The organism is Salinicoccus luteus DSM 17002, from assembly GCF_000712035.1.
GTDB classification, from domain to species: domain Bacteria; phylum Bacillota; class Bacilli; order Staphylococcales; family Salinicoccaceae; genus Salinicoccus; species Salinicoccus luteus.
This window is the reverse complement of the sequence record NZ_KL544008.1, coordinates 242,931-259,786: the sequence shown is the minus strand read 5'-3', so window position 1 is coordinate 259,786 and position 16,856 is coordinate 242,931. Positions and strand designations below refer to the sequence as shown.

Here is a 16,856-nt window from a genome sequence, read left to right as displayed (position 1 = left end):
CACATACTTGGATTTCTTTTATGCTTAATTTAAAGCCTTCACACTATTTCTTTCTATGATAGAAGTGTCCAAAATTATTGAATCACCCTCTACGCCATCCTGAATTGCCTTTACAATCCAGTTTGCCGCCTTCATACCAAGATCCTCCTGGGGATGGGAAGTCGTTGTTAACAAAGTATCTTCCAGGCGACTCAATATGGAATTATCTTCTCCTATGAGTGATATGTCCTCCGGTATCTTATAATCAATATTTCTAAGTTTTTTATTCAAGTCATATGCTATTTCATCGTTATAGCACACTATGGCAGTAACATCCAATGTCCCCATTTCTATATGCTCCACCACCTGATTCACTACTGCATTACGGCTCTCTGTAGAAAATGTATATATGTATTCTCCCTTAAAGACCGTATCATGTTCTTCAAATGCCTTGATATATCCTTTCATTCTCAGCTTTCCCTGAAGATCATCAATTTTAGTAATGAGAGCAATATCCTGGTGACCGTGCTCAAGAAGATATTCAGTGGCTATAAACCCTGATTTTGTATCATCTATGCTTATGAAAGGAATATTGAGTTCCTCATATCTTGCATTTATCATCAGCGTAGGGATTTTTTTCTTCTTGAGTAGGGAGTAATATGATAAATTCGGATTAAATGTATTACTTTTTGTCGGCTCAATAATCAACCCCTGCACTTCTTGGTCCAGCATCATCTCCAAGCAGCGCCGTTCCTCTTCGTGATTATTATTCGTACTTGCAAGAATAAGCGAATATCCATTCTCCCTTAGGACCGTTTCTATTCCCCGTATAATGCTTGGAAATATATAGTCTGAAAGATAAGTAACTATAACCCCTATCTTTTTCACTTGCTTTTGGCTGCTCTTGCTTAGAAAGGCATTACTTACATATGAACCTGCACCTTTCCTTTTCACTGCGAATCCATCATTCACAAGGATTTCCATGGCTTGCCTTATTGTGTGTCTGCTGACATCGTATTGGACTTGCAGCTGTTTCTCAGTAGGCAGCAGTGTGCCAGCCCTGTACTCTCCATCAATTATTTTATCTTTAATGGCTATGGCTATCTTCTGATATTTTGGTATTTGCATTGGTCGATCCCCTACTTCTGTATGCATATTATTAAAATTTCAACTTTATATATTAAGACGAGTATATCATAAAAATTTTTTAGATTGCTTCAAGAATAAGCCTATCTGCTTCTAGTGTATGTTACATTGAAACCAGTAGACCTATCACATATCACTCTTTTTAAAATGCAGACTGGAGGGATTATTTGATCTTTGTACTTAGACTTATTTTTGCTGCAGCAACAGCTGGACTGGCCCTCTATAGCCTGTTCACTGACAACTATGGATTGATGCCATGGATGCTCCTTACCATGTCTTTCCTCCTTCTGACTATGGGAATCGACGAGTACCTCAAGGGGCGTAAAGTATTTGGCGTCTTTTCCCTCCTTGCTTTTGCTTTTGTACTTTACGTCTCACTGGACGGATTCATTCTATCCTAAATTTCAGGTGTGGGAGTTCTTGATGCCATTTCTGATTTCAAACCGGTCCCTGGTACCGGTTTTTTTCTCACCATATAATATCTCCACAAGGCAGAAGTCGTCCTGCGGGAATGCTATACTGGGGAAATGAATACATATAGGAGGGAATCATATGCCAATCGACTACAGTCAAAGAAAACGGACACTGATGGAGCGGCTCGAAGCGGATACACTCGATATTGCGCTCATTACCGATCCGACAAACATCTTCTACCTCACCGGCTTCTACGCCGACCCCCATGAACGCTACATGTCACTCGTCATCGACGCTGGAAACAGGAAGTCAGCACTGTTCCTCCCCGCCCTCGATGAAGAGCTGGCAAAGGCGTCCGCAGAAGTGGATGCCATCCATCCGATATCTGATGAAATGAATCCTTTTGATGTCGTCAAAGGGTTGATGCAGGAAGACATCTCAAAAATCGGCATCGAAATGGATGTGATGACGGTCAGCCACCAGAATGGCCTCAAATCCATCTGTCCCAATGCGGAATACATGGACATCACCCCTGAACTCAACCACATGCGCACGTTCAAGACCCCATCGGAAGTCGAGGGCCTCAGACAGGCGGTGGCCATCATTGAGACAGTTCTTGAGGAAGGGCTTGCGACCATCCACGAAGGGATGACGGAAGCGGCGCTCACAGCCGAATTCGAGTATCTGATGAAGCGGCACGGTGCAGCCGGCCCTTCATTTTCCACCATGGTGCTCTCAGGCGAGAAATCCGCCATGCCCCATGGCAAGCCGGGAGAACGCAGACTCCAGGAAGGGGACTTTCTGCTGATTGATTTCGGTGTCATTACAAACGAGCGGTACTGCTCCGACATCACACGCACCTTCGTCATCGGCGAGCCGACCGAAAAGCAGAAGGAAATCTATGAAATGGTGCAGAAGTCGACACAGGCAGGCGTCGACGCTGTCAGGGCCGGCATACCTTTGAAATCATTCGATATCGCCGCCAGGGATGTCATCGAATCCGCTGGATACGGGGAATACTTCAATAACCGGGTTGGACATGGCCTCGGCATAGAAGTGCATGAAGCCCCTTCCATCCACCACGAAAATGAACAGCTCGCAGCGCCCGGCATGGTCTTTACGATAGAACCGGGCATCTACATCCCCGGGTTCGGAGGCGTCCGGATCGAAGAAGAGGTGTATATCAACGAAGACGGTGAGCCGGAAGTGCTGACCTCCTACCCACGGAAACTCAGAAGTATTGAGCTCAAATAGGAAGATAAAAATAAGCCCCCGACAGTGTCGGGGGCTTATTCTTTAGTCTATGTGTAGTGCCTTCTGATCTTCTTCTCCCATGTCTTGGAGAAGCATTCCTCGCCGTTGTTGTAGGCGACAAGCTCTTTCACGAGGTAATAGTAGTCTGCATCACATGACATGACATGACACTCTTCGTCTTCATCTCCGTGTCGATGTCATCATCCTTCACGATGGCTCTGACTCTCTCGCGGTGCTTCCGTTTCCGCCTGCTCATGCTTCAGCGAAGCCGCTTCGAAATCATAGACGACCGGCAGCTCCAACTTTGAATCTTCAAGGTCTACAGTCTGACGACTTCTTTTTACAACAAAAAGAAAGGACAAAAAATTAATTGAAAAAAGCATAAAAAACACCAGACCAAAAGGTCTGGTGCCTCATGACCACTACATTACTGGGCTGTGTAGCCGCCGTCCACGAGAAGTGTCGTGCCTGTAGTGAATTCATTTTCTGCCAGGAATACGACCGCGTGTGCGATTTCTTCCGGTTCACCGAGTCTGTCGATTGGGTGCTTGTCAACGAGAGTTTCATAATAATCTCCCAACGCTTCCCTGTTCACCATTCCGGACTCGACATATCCGGGAGCCACTGCACTGACACGGATGTTGTCCTGGGCATATTGTAAAGCGACGGATTTCGTCATCAGATTTACAGCACCTTTGGACGCATTGTACGCGAAGGCTGTCGGTTCACCGACACTGCCGAGGATGGAGGCTGTATTGATGGTTGCACCGCCCCCAACCTTCTGCATTTCAGGAATGGCGTATTTTGAACCGAAAAACACGCTGTCCTGATTGACTTTGATTACTTTGTGGTAGTCTTCGTAGGAAAGCTTGTGCGTCTCGCCCTGAACACCGATTCCGGCATTGTTGAACATGACATCGAGCCGTCCAAACTTTTCAACCGCGAGAGCAACCATATTTTTGACATCCTCTTCAACGGAAACGTCCACTTTCTCAAATAGGACATCGCCGTACTGTTTGAGGCTCTCTTCTGCCTTCCTGCCAGACTCTTCATTGTAATCAGCCACAATGACTTTCGCGCCTTTGTCGAGGAACGCTTTCGCTGTAGCCAAACCAATGCCTGATCCGCCACCTGTTACAATCGCAACTTTGTCTCTAAGATCCAAAATCATTTTCTCCTTTGATGCCTATCGCTGATTCACTATACATATACCTCACATGCATGAACCTGAAACCCGTCATATGTGTCTGAATTGGGTCGGATGGGAAAGATTCGGGAGATGAATGCCGTCCGCCTAGAACAGCTGCATGGACAGGTAGATGACGAATGTCACCGTGAAGCTGCTGAGCACTGTGGAATAAAGCACCACCTGGGCATGAAGTTCCGGTTCCACATCATATTCGAGTGCGAGCGTCGCAGTATTCCGCGATGTCGGGAATGCACTCGCAATGAACAGCGATTGCGCGATGACGCCTTCTATACCGAGTGTGAAGATGAGCACCAGGGCAACAGCCGGTCCGATGACCAGCCGGCCGAGTACACTCCACGCGATGACCCTGTGGAACGAACGGATCTCGATCTGAGCGAGCTGCATGCCGAGCAGGAGCAGCGCAAGTGCTGCAAACCCGCCGGCCAGCTGCTCGACCGGCACGCTGATGAAGTTCGGCAGTTCTATGGTCGCCGCCTGCAGGATGAATGCGGCCACCAGTGCATAGATGATCGGCAGCCTGAGGAGTTCGCGGAAGAGTTCCACGACGGATTTCGCATTGGAACGCAAATTGTACAGACCGTACGTGAATGTCAGCAGATTCTGGACGACGAGCACGATGATCTGCACCGATACACCCACCGGATTGGCGCTGAATACAAGATGGCTGACGGGCAGCCCATAGTTGCCGGAGTTCATCAGCGACACGCTGTTCTTCAGTGCCGTCCGTTCCCCGCCGCGCAGCCCGAGCAGCCGGACGAATAGTTCACCGACGACGATCATCGAAGCAATGAACAGCGTCAGGTACAGTGCGAGCTGCCCCAGCAGTTCAAAGTCGATGTCCGCTTCATATATATTCAGAAAGACCGCAGCCGGCAGGAAGCAGTATGTCACGAGGTTCGCAATCGGCCGCAGCCGGAATTCAAACTTTTTCTGGAGGATGACGCCGACACCGAGCAGAATCAGAATCGGCAGAATGACATCCAGAAATACAAGGGAGATGTAGGCCATAGCCTCCCTCCTTTCCAATCTCACCCCTTTATTCTACCACTTTGCACTCCCTCTGCTCCAAAGCACTGCCTATCCAAGCGCTTCCAAAATCGGATATACATCCCAGGGCTGAGGCAGCAGGTCTCTCGACGCAAAGGACGCCCGTGCTTTACACGCCGGCTCCGCGTACGCTATCATGGAAATGTAAATGAAAAACTGCATACCGATGCACTGGGGGCGCCTTAGGCTGAGACGGAGAAACCGGACCCTTACCACCCGATCTGGATAACACCAGCGTGGGGAAGTGCAGCCTTGTATGCATCACATGCCATACATCCGCTGCATTCCCTCGGGAGTGCAGCTTTTTCATTTTCAAAAAATAATTGGAGGTACGATGTATGGTACAGGAATGCAGAACAGAACGGATTGCGGGCTGCCAGTTCAACTTGAGCGTGATGAGCGACGACTTCGCTGATGTGATCCTCGGCGCGCTGGATCAGGTCGACACATCGAAGATATGGAAGGAGACGGATGATGTTTCAACGTGTGTACGCGGACGGATTGAGCATGTCTTCGATGTGGTGAAGGCGGTCTATCTGCAGGCGGCAAAGACCGGAAAACATGTGGAGATGAGCGGAACGTTCTCCATCGGCTGCCCGGGTGATAGCTCAGGAGACACGCATATGGATGCGTCCCCAGAACGCCTGAATGAAGCGGCATCCGTAGATATCCAGCAGAAGGCGGGATGCAAGTTCGCCCTCTACCCGATGAATACGACCAGCTATATGGACGTCATCTACGAGCAGATCGACCTGTCGAAGGAAGCGGGCGTCACGGTCAGTCCGAGCCATTATGCCACCCGTCTCGACGGTGAAGCCGCAGACATCTTCAATGCAATGGAGTCATCGTTCACGAAAGTGCAGGAAGCCGTGAGCCACACGACGATGACATTCACGATTTCAGCGAACAGCCCGTCGAATAATTAGATTGGAAATGAAAAGGGACGCTCCATGAGCGTCCCTTTTCTTATCATATGATCAGCATGTCGTTGTCATCGAATTCCCAGTCCGCACCATATGCCACTTCCCAGCAGTAGCCGTCAAGATCCGCGAAATAGCCGCTGTAGCCGCCCCACTCGGTAGGAGCCGGGGGACTGATGACCTCACCGCCGTGCTCTCCGGCCCGCTTCAGCACCTGATCCACTTCCGCTTTAGATTTTGCATTATAGGCAAGTGTAATGCCATTGAACCGTCCCTCCGTGTCAACCGCTTCAAGCCCCGTCTCCCCCGCCAGCTTCTCCAGTGGATAGAGGGCGAGCTTCGATCCATTCATCCTGAAGAATACGATTTCAATCGCATCTTCATGTCCCATGATGGAAGCCTCAAATCCCATCTTACGATAGAAGTCGACTGCGTCCGAAATATGCCTTACACCGAGCGTAATCAGATTGATCCTGTTCATGGCAATTCCCCTTTGCGATTAGGATGCGTAAATAAAGAGCGTTTTTACACTATAAATATACCATAAAATAGAAATGGATGCGGACTTTGCCTATGAAGCCAGCGTCCAACCGATATGTTTCGTCCCCTGCCCTCTCGGGAAATTAAGATAATGGATAATCAGTAATATAAGGAGGCAATCACATTGGCACTTAAACTTGAGACACCACTGACAGTGAATGCATATATCAACGGTGAAATAGTCGAGGCACAGAGTCACGAACCCCGTGAGAATCCGGCGAAACCGGACGAGACGGCAGGCTATTGGCCGCAAAATACAGTAGAAGAGGCACAAGAAGCGATTAATTCTGCAGACGAGGCGTTCAAATCCTGGAAGCATTCGGAAATGAAGGACCGCATCGCACGCATGCAGAAGGGGATCCAGAAGGTAAAAGAAAACCAGGAGGACCTCATCAAGCTGCTTTCCCGTGAGCACGGCAAGCCGATTTACGACGCAGAAGGTGAAATGACGGTCTCCCTCATGTTCATGGAATACGCAGTGGAGAACGCAGAACGCGTCTATAGTGAAGATGTCAACGAAGACGAGCGCGGCAAAAACATCCTGCGCCATGATCCGATTGGTGTGGTATCCGCAATCAGCCCGTGGAACTATCCATTGGCACTTTCCACAGAGAAGATTGCACCGGCACTGCTCGCCGGCAATACGATGGTATTGAAGCCGAGTCCTATGGCGCCGCTTACAGTGACGTTGGTGACGCAGCTCATAGCAGAGGAATTCCCTGCAGGCGTCCTCAACATCGTCAACGGTGACGCGAATGTCGGCATTGAGCTCACTTCCAACGATAAAGTGCGCAAAATCGCCTTCACCGGCGGTACGAATACGGGCCGCCACATCATGAAGGCCGCAGCAGATACGATCAAGAACGTGACGCTCGAACTCGGCGGCAACGATCCGGCCATCTTCCTGGACGATTTCGATGTGAATGATGAAGCGGCCATGCGCCGTGTCGTCATCTCCAACTTCCTGACGGGTGGACAGATCTGCATGATCGCAAAACGCATGTATGTGCATGAATCCATCTATGACCAGTTTGTCGAGAAATATATGGAAGCGGCGAATAAATGGCTCAGAATCGGCGACCCGACACTTGAAGAGACAACGGTCGGCCCGGTCAACAACAAGGCCCAGCTTGAATTCGTACAGGAGCTCATTGAGGACTCCAGACAGAACGGCTATGACATCAGGGAAGTCGGCAATGTTGCAGACGAGGAATTCTTCAACAAAGGCTACTTCATGTATCCGACGGTCGTGCTCGGCGCCGACTATGATGCACGCATCGTGGCCGAGGAACAGTTCGGTCCGGCGGTACCAATCCTGAAATTCAAGGACGATGACCATGCGGTCGAACTCGCCAACGACAGCGAACTTGGACTGACAAGTTCCGTATGGGGCGAGGAAGAGCACGCGATCGAAGTTTCGAAACGCATCGAAGCCGGTGTGACGATGGTCAACACTGCAGCGATCCAGGGACTCGACATCCGCTATCCATTCGGCGGTGTCAAACAGTCCGGCATCGGCCGCGAATACGGTGAGGAAGGCATGCTTGAATACGTGGACTCCCATTCCATCAACGTGCCGAAGACAAAAGACCTTCCGCATATTCCCCAATAAAGTTTAAAATATCCGGGCGACCGCTTCAGGTCGTCCGTTTTTGTGCTATTAAAAAATCCCCTTTGAATGGGGGATTGCCATTCAAAGGGGACGGGTTACGAATCCGGGTTTACTGAAACCAGTTGGTATTTGCAAGGGACTTGGGGGGCATCAAAGATCCGGAGGTGGATCTGATGCTGATTTCATCATATCAGCGCAATATTGATATCCGTTTAAGGAAATGTAAATAATATGTAATGAAACACTATACAATAATCATTCTGAAAAGTAACGTTTTCAATGAACAAACTATAATGTAGATACTTTGTATACACATAAATTGCCGTTCATGTTATAATCGATTTAAAATACTGATGAGGAGGCACTGACCATGCCTGATACAACTGTTAAAAAGTGGGGAAACAGCCTTGCTGTACGGATTCCCAAAGATGTAGCGGAAACCCTTTCCATCAACGAAGGTGCTGTAGTCGGTATGGAAGTAGTCGACAACAAAATTACTATTGCCCCTAAAGAACCGGTAAAGCGATATAATTTAGATGACCTTTTATCAGGAGTCACATCCGAAAACCGTCACGAAGAAGTTCAACTAGGAATAGAGGGGAATGAAAAAATCTGATGCCAATAGATGTACCTGAGCGTGGCGATCTGATAGTCATCAATTTCTCCCCCCAAACCGGACATGAACAATCAGGCCGAAGAATTGGGATTGTATTGTCTCCAAAATCATTCAACGAAGTCACAGGGTTTTCATTAATCTGTCCCATAACCAGCCAGATCAAAGGATATCCATTCGAAGTGGCATTACCAGATGTTGGAGTACCAGTGTCAGACGGATCTCCAGTGACCGGAGTTATTTTATCAGATCAAGTAAAGAGTATGGATTGGAAAGCAAGAAATATAAAGATACTGGCAAAAGCACCGAATGAAATCACAAATGATTGCCTTGCCAAAATAGCAACATTCCTGACTTGAAAATAAATGAGTACCCCCATTTCAGCCATTGGCCTGAAATGGGGGTACTCATTTTTCTTATCCTATTTCACCACACCCATCAGGAAGCCGTCATACCCCTTCTGGCCGACAGTTTGTATGGCGGTTGCCTCGATGCGGTCGTCCTGCTCCAGCATATCGAACATCTCACGGATATACGGCACTGCCTTCTCCTTAGTGTCATCGATGATCCGGCCCTGCCGGACGACATTATCGACGATGATGACGCTGCCCTTGTTGGAGAATTTCAGAGCCCATTTGAGATATTCCGTATTGTTCTCCTTGTCCGCATCGATGAAGATCAGGTCGAAACGCTCGTACCCCCGCTCCATCAGCTTCGGCAGCCGATCCAGCGCCTGGCCTTCGATGACATCGACCGGTGCCGCAAGTTCCGCTGAGGCGATGTTCCGACGCGCCACTTCCGCATGATTCGGATCCGCTTCAATCGTCGCCATCCGGCCCTCCTCCGGCAGTGCACGGGCAAGCCATACGGTGCTGAAGCCGCCGAGGGTGCCGATCTCAAGGATGGATTTGGCACCAATCATCTTCGCCATCAGATACAGCATCTTGCCATGTGCCTTCGATACTTCAATGTGCCGCATGCCCGCATCATCAGTCTCCTTCAGTATATGCGCCATCGTGTCGTCCGTCGTCTTGAGCTTCTCTTCGAAATATTCATCGACTGCTTTCCATGTCTCTTCCATTTTCCGAGCCTCCATCATTTTATTTTTCCTCGTTTACCCGCACAGACAGGGGTGGAAAACTCGAAATTCTCTGCGCTGATCAATTTTTTTCCGGGTGCATGAGATAGAGTGCCGGTATGAGGCCGAGTGCGAGCACACCGCCTGCGATGGACAGGAAGCCGAACCCGGCACCCGCAGCCACGATGCCGGATAATGCTCCGCCTGCTGCACCGGAGAGCGCAATCAGTACATCCACTGTCCCCTGCGTCTTCGCCCGGGAGTCAGGGACTGTCGCATCAACCAGGATCGTCGTCCCACTGATCAGGCCGAGGTTCCATCCGACGCCAAGCAGTGTCAGGGAAACGGCCATCATGGCAAACGACTCCCCTGGTGCGGCCGCTGCAATGACGCCTGCCATAAGCAGGATGATCGCCGCCGCAATCGTCATCGCCACGCGCCCGATCTTGTCGATCAGTATGCCGGTGAAGAGCGACGGCAGATACATGCCGGCAATATGGAAACCGATGACCATACCGATGGCACCGAGGTCATGTCCATGATTCCCCATATGGACCGGCGTCATGGTCATCACCGCCACCATGACGATTTGAGTCACCACCATGATGAGGGCGGCGAGCGCGATGCCGCGCTGATCGTTTTCCGTCCGCTCCGCCGCGTCGATCGTACCAACTCTTTGACGTTCCGCTTCCAGCACCTGGGCGACCTTGAACGGATCCGGCCGCAGGAACAGGAGCAGCACGATTCCTGCCGTGATGAACGCCGCCCCCGCCAGGATGAATGGGCCCGCAAGTTCCGGCACGTTGATCGTGCGTGCAAAGTCGCCCATGACCCCGACGAGGTTCGGGCCGGCCACGGCACCGAGCGTTGTACTGACCATCGCAATGCTGACGGACGTCGCCCGCTGGTGCTTCTCGGCGAGATCCGTCCCGGCATATCGCGCTTGCAGGTTTGTTGCCGTGCCGGCACCATAGATGAAGAACGACAGGAACAGCAGTACCGGGCTTTCCATTATCGCAGCCATAACGACGCCCACTGCCCCGAGTCCACCGGCCATGAAGCCTGCTGCGAGCCCTGTCCGTCGGCCCATCTTCTGCGACAGACGTCCGACAAGAAAGGCCGCAAGGGCCGAACCGAGCGTGAACAGCCCGACCGGGAGCCCGGCCAGTGAATCCGTCCCGAGCATATCCTGCGCCAGCAGTGCGCCCACCGTGATGCCCGCAGCGAGTCCCGCCCCGCCGAAAATCTGCGAGATGACGACGATCAGGAGCGTCCGCCGGTACAGTCCTGCCTTTCTGTTTGGATCACCTATGTATACCTCGAGCCCTTGATCTCTACCCATATCTCCCACCGCTTTCATAAAATAAAGGAAGCGTCTGCTACGCTTCCCCGTCCGTCTACCATTTCAAGTATTCCTCCGATTTCCCCTTCGGTATGCTCAGCGACTGCCAGTCCTCCCCTTTGATCTGCTTGCCGATGAACATCATCTGTCCGATATGCGTCGCATAGTGTGAATGCTGCCGCTCCAGCGCCTCCAGAATCGTATGGTCCTCCCCCCGGATCTTCTGGGTACGCAGCAGGTCATCCACAGTGAAGCTGTTCAGTGCATTGAAGAATATCTGCCAGCCATCCTCCCAGGCGGCGATCACATCCGCTTTTGAATTGAGGTCATCCTCGAATTCATCATCCCGGCCGCGATCCGCCTTCTCCCCGTCCGACGTGAATACGTCCGTCCAGCGGGAATACATATTGCCCCTGAGATGCTTCGCCAGCACCGCAATCGTATTCGACGCCTCGTTGTACCGCCAGTGCATATCTTCATCCGACAGCTGATCCAGCGTCCGGTCACCGAGCCGCTTGATCTCCTTGAACCGTGCCCGGATGACATTCAGGAACTCCTGTTCAAATTTCATGGCGCTCTCCCCTTCATTTTTAGAAAATTGTCACTTTCTACTATAGCTGAAATGGCAGCGGTTGCCAATGGTTTGCACGTGCCGGGGCCAATTGCCATCCACCAAATCTCCGAATGACAGCTGAATCATCCAGCTGTCAAAATTCCCGATAAATGGATAGAATGAAACTACTATGAAAGGGGACGATGACATGAAAAGACTGCTCGACTGCAACGCTTCCGACTTCATCAATATGACGGGCCAGGACCTCAAGCAATCGATCAAGGCAAGTGAAGGCCGCACCATGCTCGCTGAGACGATGGCGACCGTACCACCGCTCTATCCGGATGTGACGAATGCGGAACTCACCGCGTCATTCGGTGCAGACCTCCTGCTCTTTAACGTATTTGATGTATTCCATCCTGAAGTCAGGGGCTACACTCCATCAAATCCGGACCAGGTCATCCATGAAATAAAAAGACTCACCGGCAGACCGGTCGGCCTCAACCTGGAGCCTGTAGACCTCAATGCCAAACAGATTGAAACGCTCGATGTCGTCGACCGGGGCCGCATCGCTTCAGAGGAGGCACTCGCGCAGGCTAAAGCGCTCGGCTTCGACTTCATCTGCCTCACCGGCAACCCAAAGACCGGTGTGACGAACGCCGAAATCACGAACGCCATCCGACGCGCACACGCAGTCTTCGGCAGTGATGCGCTCATCATCGCCGGCAAGATGCATGGTGCCGGTGTGACGAATGAGACCGGCAGCGGCATCATCTCGGAATCCGCACTCGATGCCTTCATCGATGCCGGCGCAGACGTCATCCTGATGCCCTCACCCGGTACGGTGCCGGGCATCACCACTGAAGATGCACAGAAATATGTTTCATACGTCCATTTAAAAGGCGCCCTCGCCATGCTCACCATCGGAACCAGTCAGGAAGGAGCGGATGCATCGACCATTCGTCAGATTGCCCTCGCCGCCAAGATGGCCGGTGCAGATATCCACCATATCGGTGATGCCGGATTCTACGGCATCGCAGTGCCTGAGAACATTATGACTTATTCCATCACCATCCGGGGTCGTCGCCATACCTTTGTACGCATGGCCCGCTCCATCAACCGCTAGAGCCTGATTGAGGAGGGGTTCTATTCCCTTAATGTCTCATTTGAAATAATTGTAATTTTTGGTATTATAGGATCAAAGAAAAATATATATGAGACGCTACCGCAAAATGGAAGAGGAATAAGGAGGCAACGCCTATCAGCAAGATTCGGCCGCTGCAGATTATGGGCTATGGTCTTTTCGGGTTTGCGCTCATCATGGACCAGTTTCCGCAACTGCCCTTTGCCACGTGGCAGACGCAGCTGATCAATGCATTATGCATGTTCGCGCTGATCTATATGATCACAAAGCTCAACGATGGAGTCTCGGAGGAAAAGAAGACAGATTCATGGATGGAGGAACTGACCTACTATTTGTGCATATTCGGCTTCATCACATTCCTGAATCTGATTGGCGGCGAGTCTTCGCTTGGTCTGGACTTTGCCAGTGATTCGTTCTGGATTGCAGCCATTGGGGCATTTATAAAAATCTACGGGACATACGAGACGGGCCAACGCGCCCGTAGGCAGCTGGACTAGCATAACCTACTACTCAGCAAAGGGGATGAGAACATCACGATTCAGAAGATTCTTTCAGCATTTGTAGTCATCATTTTTTCAGTCACCATCATTCTCGACCAGTTTCCCGTCCTGCCCTACTCGAACATGCGAACAATTGTCATCCTAGTTGCCGTAATGATCATTTTGGCAATCGCGGGCAGCATATTCGGCCACATGGACCGGAAGAAGACAGGGAGGGAACAGGAGGAATCGTGGCATAATGTACTGATTTTCGAATTGTACTTCATATCACTCATACTTATACTGACCCAGCTCGGCGGGGATTCCCGATTCGGCCTCAATCCGGATTCCGGCCCTTTCTGGATACTTTTGTTCTCAGCCACACTCAGCGTTTTATTTTCCTATCTTCGTCAAAGGGAGACCACAGAACAGTAGAAAGCACAACCGGATCCGGTTGTGCTTCCTTTTTTTCAGCGTATGAACAGCTGTTTGACGAACGAGCCCACCATCCAGAGCCCAAATTCGATGAAGCCCTCCGGGTGCCTTTGGATTTCGAGTCTTGAAGGCACATAGTCATTGTTCGCATGCGTCCCCAAGTAGTCATCCGGTCCATTATAGCTCCGGTGCATCCTCATACCCCCTTTGATTCATTATACCCTTTCCTCCGCCATCCAAAAAACAGATTTCAGAAGATTATGTTAAAATATAGAAGAAAACCACCATCCATGAAAGGACATCCCATGAACAAAAAATTATTCGAGGACAAGAAAGTCCTCCTCGGTTTTGCGCTCTCCTTCCTTCTCAGCATCATCGCCATCATACTTGCTGCAAATGACATCGGCTACTGGGTCGTCTGCGTTGTCCTCGCTTCAATACTGATGTACGCAAGCACTGCCAGAGCCCAAAAAAGCCAATGAACACAAAAATCTCGGGAGCGGTCTCCCGAGATTTTTTATACCCCTTAGATTGCTCTTCTGACCCGTTCGAACAGTTCGTGATTTTCCAGATGGACATGATCGAATGTGTCCTTTTCAAGTTTCTCGAGCCGTGCGTATACCAGCCTGTACGTGCCGCATGCATTCGCGTGTGGCGTAAAGTCGTCTGTAATGTCACGGAGCTCCTTCAGAATATCTCCCACAGCTTCATGCTCCCCTTCGAGTTCGCTCACATGCGGCCGCACTTTTTCGGCCAGTTCAGGTGTCGGGTGCTCCATGAATTCGATGATCATCGGGAATACATTCTGATCCTCGTCCTCCGTATGCTCGACCATTTCATGCTTCAGTGTGCGATACAGCTCCAGGATTCTCACCAGATGCGGTTCGTTCGGTCCATGCTTGCGGGCGAGCTTCGTCACGTATGGTGTCAGGGCGGCGAACTCGTCCATCAGCTCCTGATGGTACCTGTTCTGGATGAACTTCACAATCCCCTTCTCATCCAGATACTTCGGCTGTATGCCGGCCGCTTCATGCTGCTCGATATGGTTGATCTCCTCAAGCATGCCCTCGAGGTCCAGTCCACGCTCCTCCACTGCCTGGGATATCGGCATCTTGCCGCCACAGCAGTAGTCGATTCTGTTTTTCCTGAATATATCTGCACTCTTCGGAATTTCCTTGACGATTTCGCTGACCCACATCTCACGGTTTACTGTAGTCATATTAACCCTCCTGTTTTAAACATACATTTTAAATACATGTTTAATATAACACATCATTATCCTTTGTGACTCCGCTTTCAATGTGAAGTATTGAACATTTAGTGACAGCGTTTTATTTGGGAAACGAAAGCCCTGTTCCGCTTGTCTCCGGGTTTAAATCAATAGTCCGGGGGTACACTTTTATAAAATGGCAAAGGAGCAATACCGATGAATTTAGATGATTATAAACTGACAGGAAACAAGAAAATAGATCTTGGAGAAATCCCTACCACCGAAGGCAAGACGGATGAAAATGAAAAGATCAGGGACGAAGTCATACCGCCGCTTGTCGACCGGCTCCAGCTCCTGCATCAGAAGCTGAATGCCGAGGAGAAGCACGGGATACTCGTTGTGCTGCAGGCACTTGATGCCGCTGGGAAGGACGAGTCCATCAGCTACATCTTCTCGAATTTGAATGCCCAGGGCCTTAAGGTCACGACATTCGGCAAACCGACCGAAGTGGAACAGAAGCACGACTATCTGTGGCGCATGATGCCGGCGCTCCCCGCCCGCGGTGAGATCGGCATATTGAACCGTTCGCACTATGAGGAGGTCATCGCCCCGCGGGTGCATGACAATGTACTGCTTGATGGGGACTATCCGGCGGGTGTCGATGAGGAATCCATCTGGCCCATGCGGTACAAACAGATCAAGAATTATGAGAAATACCTTCACGACAACAACATCCACGTTGTGAAATTCTTCTTCCACATGTCGAAGGATGAACAGAAGCGCCGCTTGCTCGAACGCATGAAGGATCCGGACAAGCAGCACGAATTCTCCTTCTCCGATGTCGAGGAACGGGAATATTGGGATAAATATCAGGAGGTGTTCGAGGATATGCTGAACGAAACATCCACCGAATATTCCCCCTGGTATGTCCTCCCTGCCGATGACGAGTGGCATACCCGCCGGCTCGTCAACGAGGCCATGATTGACCTGATGGAGAAGCTTGACCCAAAATTCCCGGAAATGACCGGCGAGGAGAAAGAGAAACTCGAGGAGTATATAGAGAAGCTTGAAAGTGAATGAAGCCATAAGAAAAATCCCATGGAGAAAATATCTTCATGGGATTACTTTTGGTTCTATTTGGGACCGTCGGACAACGTCCATTCGATGGTTGCCTTATATTCTGTGTTAGCCGCAGCACGGATCGGGTTCAATTTGAGTAGAATACCTTCGTCCTGTGCCTATTCTATTGTTTCACGCGTCATGCCACGCGCTATAGGGACAGGTCTCCCTTCAATCAGTTCAGGTTCGGTCCCCTCACTGGAATAGTACAAGGCATTTTCTAAAGCATCCTGATTTGTATTGAACTTCAAAACGGTGTCTGTTTCGAATCATAACCTGCTTTACTTACATCTTCCTAAGCTTCTTCTATCGAATCCACTTCTGCCTTCCGTTCTTGTTTATTAGCAACTTCTTCTTTGGCGATATCCATTTTCCTGTCAGCTCATTATCGGATTCGTCCTCTTCCTTTTTTCTTTACCCTTGGCTCCCGCCTCTACAGGAATCTCTTTCAAGTTTCCTTTTTTTCCTCAATGGCGCATCTGGCCCCTGACCCTTTTGCCCTTAATTGATTCTTTATTTCATCATGCTGCACTTCAGATGACTCTTTCCCATGGTTTAATTCCCCAACCAGGAATCAAAGTGGACTGTTAATTATATTGATTATTTGGTCATCATCATGCAACAAATATAATATAACATATTTTTACACATTATTATTAATTAGAGATAATTTTTTATGCTTTTAATGTAGTCTTCCTTAAAATATAAAATTTATGATATTTCCAAAAGATATCCCGTTTCCAATTGGAAACAGGATGAGA

The 16,856-nt window shown here is 49.9% G+C and carries 21 protein-coding genes and 1 riboswitch; of the genes, 11 read left to right on the top strand and 10 right to left on the bottom strand.

From position 1 onward, the window contains the following. Positions 1 to 24 precede the first annotated feature (24 nt). Positions 25 to 1,107, bottom strand: coding sequence for a GntR family transcriptional regulator (locus BO53_RS0111155; RefSeq protein ID WP_037342183.1), 1,083 nt, complete (start codon positions 1,105 to 1,107; stop codon positions 25 to 27). A gap of 185 nt (positions 1,108 to 1,292) precedes the next feature. Between BO53_RS0111155 and BO53_RS0111150 the strand changes: the two genes are divergently transcribed. After that, positions 1,293 to 1,526 carry a DUF3953 domain-containing protein gene (locus BO53_RS0111150; RefSeq protein WP_031548210.1) on the top strand — a complete coding sequence of 78 codons (234 nt, stop codon included), beginning with the start codon at positions 1,293 to 1,295 and terminating at the stop codon, positions 1,524 to 1,526. Positions 1,527 to 1,677: 151 nt separating this feature from the next. Then, entirely contained in the window at positions 1,678 to 2,793 is a 1,116-nt protein-coding gene (locus tag BO53_RS0111145; protein ID WP_031548208.1) for a M24 family metallopeptidase, read from the top strand. A 200-nt stretch (positions 2,794 to 2,993) separates the two neighbouring features. On the opposite strand, the gene BO53_RS13955 is transcribed toward BO53_RS0111145, so the two are convergent. The 3 genes from BO53_RS13955 to BO53_RS0111125 all read right to left on the bottom strand — a co-directional run bounded on the left by BO53_RS13955 (position 2,994) and on the right by BO53_RS0111125 (position 5,011). Further along, entirely contained in the window at positions 2,994 to 3,176 is a 183-nt protein-coding gene (locus BO53_RS13955; protein ID WP_156956141.1) for a hypothetical protein, read from the bottom strand. 44 nt (positions 3,177 to 3,220) lie between these two features. Next, on the bottom strand, positions 3,221 to 3,958 hold the full coding sequence (locus BO53_RS0111130) for an SDR family NAD(P)-dependent oxidoreductase (RefSeq protein WP_037342181.1): 738 nt from the start codon (positions 3,956 to 3,958) through the stop codon (positions 3,221 to 3,223). A 129-nt stretch (positions 3,959 to 4,087) separates the two neighbouring features. Beyond that, entirely contained in the window at positions 4,088 to 5,011 is a 924-nt protein-coding gene (locus tag BO53_RS0111125; protein WP_031548204.1) for an AEC family transporter, read from the bottom strand. Positions 5,012 to 5,213: 202 nt separating this feature from the next. Further along, a riboswitch (TPP riboswitch) is annotated at positions 5,214 to 5,310 on the top strand. Positions 5,311 to 5,388: 78 nt separating this feature from the next. Between BO53_RS0111125 and BO53_RS0111120 the strand changes: the two genes are divergently transcribed. Further along, entirely contained in the window at positions 5,389 to 5,976 is a 588-nt protein-coding gene (locus tag BO53_RS0111120; protein ID WP_031548202.1) for a YkoF family thiamine/hydroxymethylpyrimidine-binding protein, read from the top strand. A 43-nt stretch (positions 5,977 to 6,019) separates the two neighbouring features. Here the strand turns inward: BO53_RS0111120 and BO53_RS0111115 are convergent, their stop codons facing one another. Further along, on the bottom strand, positions 6,020 to 6,451 hold the full coding sequence (locus tag BO53_RS0111115; protein WP_031548200.1) for a VOC family protein: 432 nt from the start codon (positions 6,449 to 6,451) through the stop codon (positions 6,020 to 6,022). A gap of 183 nt (positions 6,452 to 6,634) precedes the next feature. Here BO53_RS0111115 and BO53_RS0111110 point away from each other — a divergent pair, with 183 nt between their 5' ends. The 3 genes from BO53_RS0111110 to BO53_RS0111100 all read left to right on the top strand — a co-directional run bounded on the left by BO53_RS0111110 (position 6,635) and on the right by BO53_RS0111100 (position 9,094). Beyond that, positions 6,635 to 8,122: an aldehyde dehydrogenase family protein gene (locus BO53_RS0111110; RefSeq protein ID WP_156956140.1), complete on the top strand. Its 1,488-nt coding sequence runs from the start codon at positions 6,635 to 6,637 to the stop codon at positions 8,120 to 8,122. A 370-nt stretch (positions 8,123 to 8,492) separates the two neighbouring features. Further along, a complete protein-coding gene (locus BO53_RS0111105) occupies positions 8,493 to 8,738 on the top strand; it encodes an AbrB/MazE/SpoVT family DNA-binding domain-containing protein (protein WP_031548196.1) in 246 nt (81 codons plus the stop codon). After that, positions 8,738 to 9,094 carry a type II toxin-antitoxin system PemK/MazF family toxin gene (locus BO53_RS0111100; RefSeq protein ID WP_031548194.1) on the top strand — a complete coding sequence of 119 codons (357 nt, stop codon included), beginning with the start codon at positions 8,738 to 8,740 and terminating at the stop codon, positions 9,092 to 9,094. Before BO53_RS0111105 ends, BO53_RS0111100 begins: the two co-directional genes overlap by 1 nt. A 62-nt stretch (positions 9,095 to 9,156) precedes the next feature. On the opposite strand, the gene BO53_RS0111095 is transcribed toward BO53_RS0111100, so the two are convergent. The 3 genes from BO53_RS0111095 to BO53_RS0111085 form a co-directional block, all read right to left on the bottom strand. Continuing rightward, entirely contained in the window at positions 9,157 to 9,816 is a 660-nt protein-coding gene (locus tag BO53_RS0111095) for an O-methyltransferase (protein WP_031548192.1), read from the bottom strand. A 79-nt stretch (positions 9,817 to 9,895) separates the two neighbouring features. Further along, positions 9,896 to 11,155, bottom strand: coding sequence for an MFS transporter (locus BO53_RS0111090; RefSeq protein WP_031548190.1), 1,260 nt, complete (start codon positions 11,153 to 11,155; stop codon positions 9,896 to 9,898). A 55-nt stretch (positions 11,156 to 11,210) separates the two neighbouring features. After that, positions 11,211 to 11,726, bottom strand: coding sequence for a DUF1572 family protein (locus BO53_RS0111085; protein ID WP_031548188.1), 516 nt, complete (start codon positions 11,724 to 11,726; stop codon positions 11,211 to 11,213). Positions 11,727 to 11,916: 190 nt separating this feature from the next. Here BO53_RS0111085 and BO53_RS0111075 point away from each other — a divergent pair, with 190 nt between their 5' ends. The 3 genes from BO53_RS0111075 to BO53_RS0111065 all read left to right on the top strand — a co-directional run bounded on the left by BO53_RS0111075 (position 11,917) and on the right by BO53_RS0111065 (position 13,766). Next, entirely contained in the window at positions 11,917 to 12,834 is a 918-nt protein-coding gene (locus tag BO53_RS0111075; protein ID WP_031548186.1) for a DUF7916 family protein, read from the top strand. Between the two features lie 161 nt (positions 12,835 to 12,995). Continuing rightward, on the top strand, positions 12,996 to 13,349 hold the full coding sequence (locus BO53_RS0111070) for a hypothetical protein (protein WP_031548184.1): 354 nt from the start codon (positions 12,996 to 12,998) through the stop codon (positions 13,347 to 13,349). Between the two features lie 156 nt (positions 13,350 to 13,505). Then, positions 13,506 to 13,766, top strand: coding sequence for a hypothetical protein (locus BO53_RS0111065; protein WP_031548181.1), 261 nt, complete (start codon positions 13,506 to 13,508; stop codon positions 13,764 to 13,766). Positions 13,767 to 13,801: 35 nt separating this feature from the next. Here the strand turns inward: BO53_RS0111065 and BO53_RS13950 are convergent, their stop codons facing one another. Further along, positions 13,802 to 13,960, bottom strand: a complete 159-nt coding sequence (locus tag BO53_RS13950) for a hypothetical protein (protein WP_156956139.1) — start codon at positions 13,958 to 13,960, stop codon at positions 13,802 to 13,804. A 111-nt stretch (positions 13,961 to 14,071) separates the two neighbouring features. On the opposite strand from BO53_RS13950, the gene BO53_RS13475 reads away from it, so the two are divergent. Next, on the top strand, positions 14,072 to 14,248 hold the full coding sequence (locus BO53_RS13475; protein WP_156956138.1) for a hypothetical protein: 177 nt from the start codon (positions 14,072 to 14,074) through the stop codon (positions 14,246 to 14,248). Positions 14,249 to 14,292: 44 nt separating this feature from the next. On the opposite strand, the gene ric is transcribed toward BO53_RS13475, so the two are convergent. Continuing rightward, complete coding sequence (gene ric, locus BO53_RS0111050; RefSeq protein ID WP_031548179.1) at positions 14,293 to 14,985, bottom strand: iron-sulfur cluster repair di-iron protein; 693 nt, start codon at positions 14,983 to 14,985, stop codon at positions 14,293 to 14,295. A gap of 207 nt (positions 14,986 to 15,192) precedes the next feature. Here ric and BO53_RS0111045 point away from each other — a divergent pair, with 207 nt between their 5' ends. Continuing rightward, positions 15,193 to 16,056 carry a PPK2 family polyphosphate kinase gene (locus BO53_RS0111045; protein WP_031548177.1) on the top strand — a complete coding sequence of 288 codons (864 nt, stop codon included), beginning with the start codon at positions 15,193 to 15,195 and terminating at the stop codon, positions 16,054 to 16,056. The last annotated feature ends 800 nt before the right edge of the window (positions 16,057 to 16,856 follow it).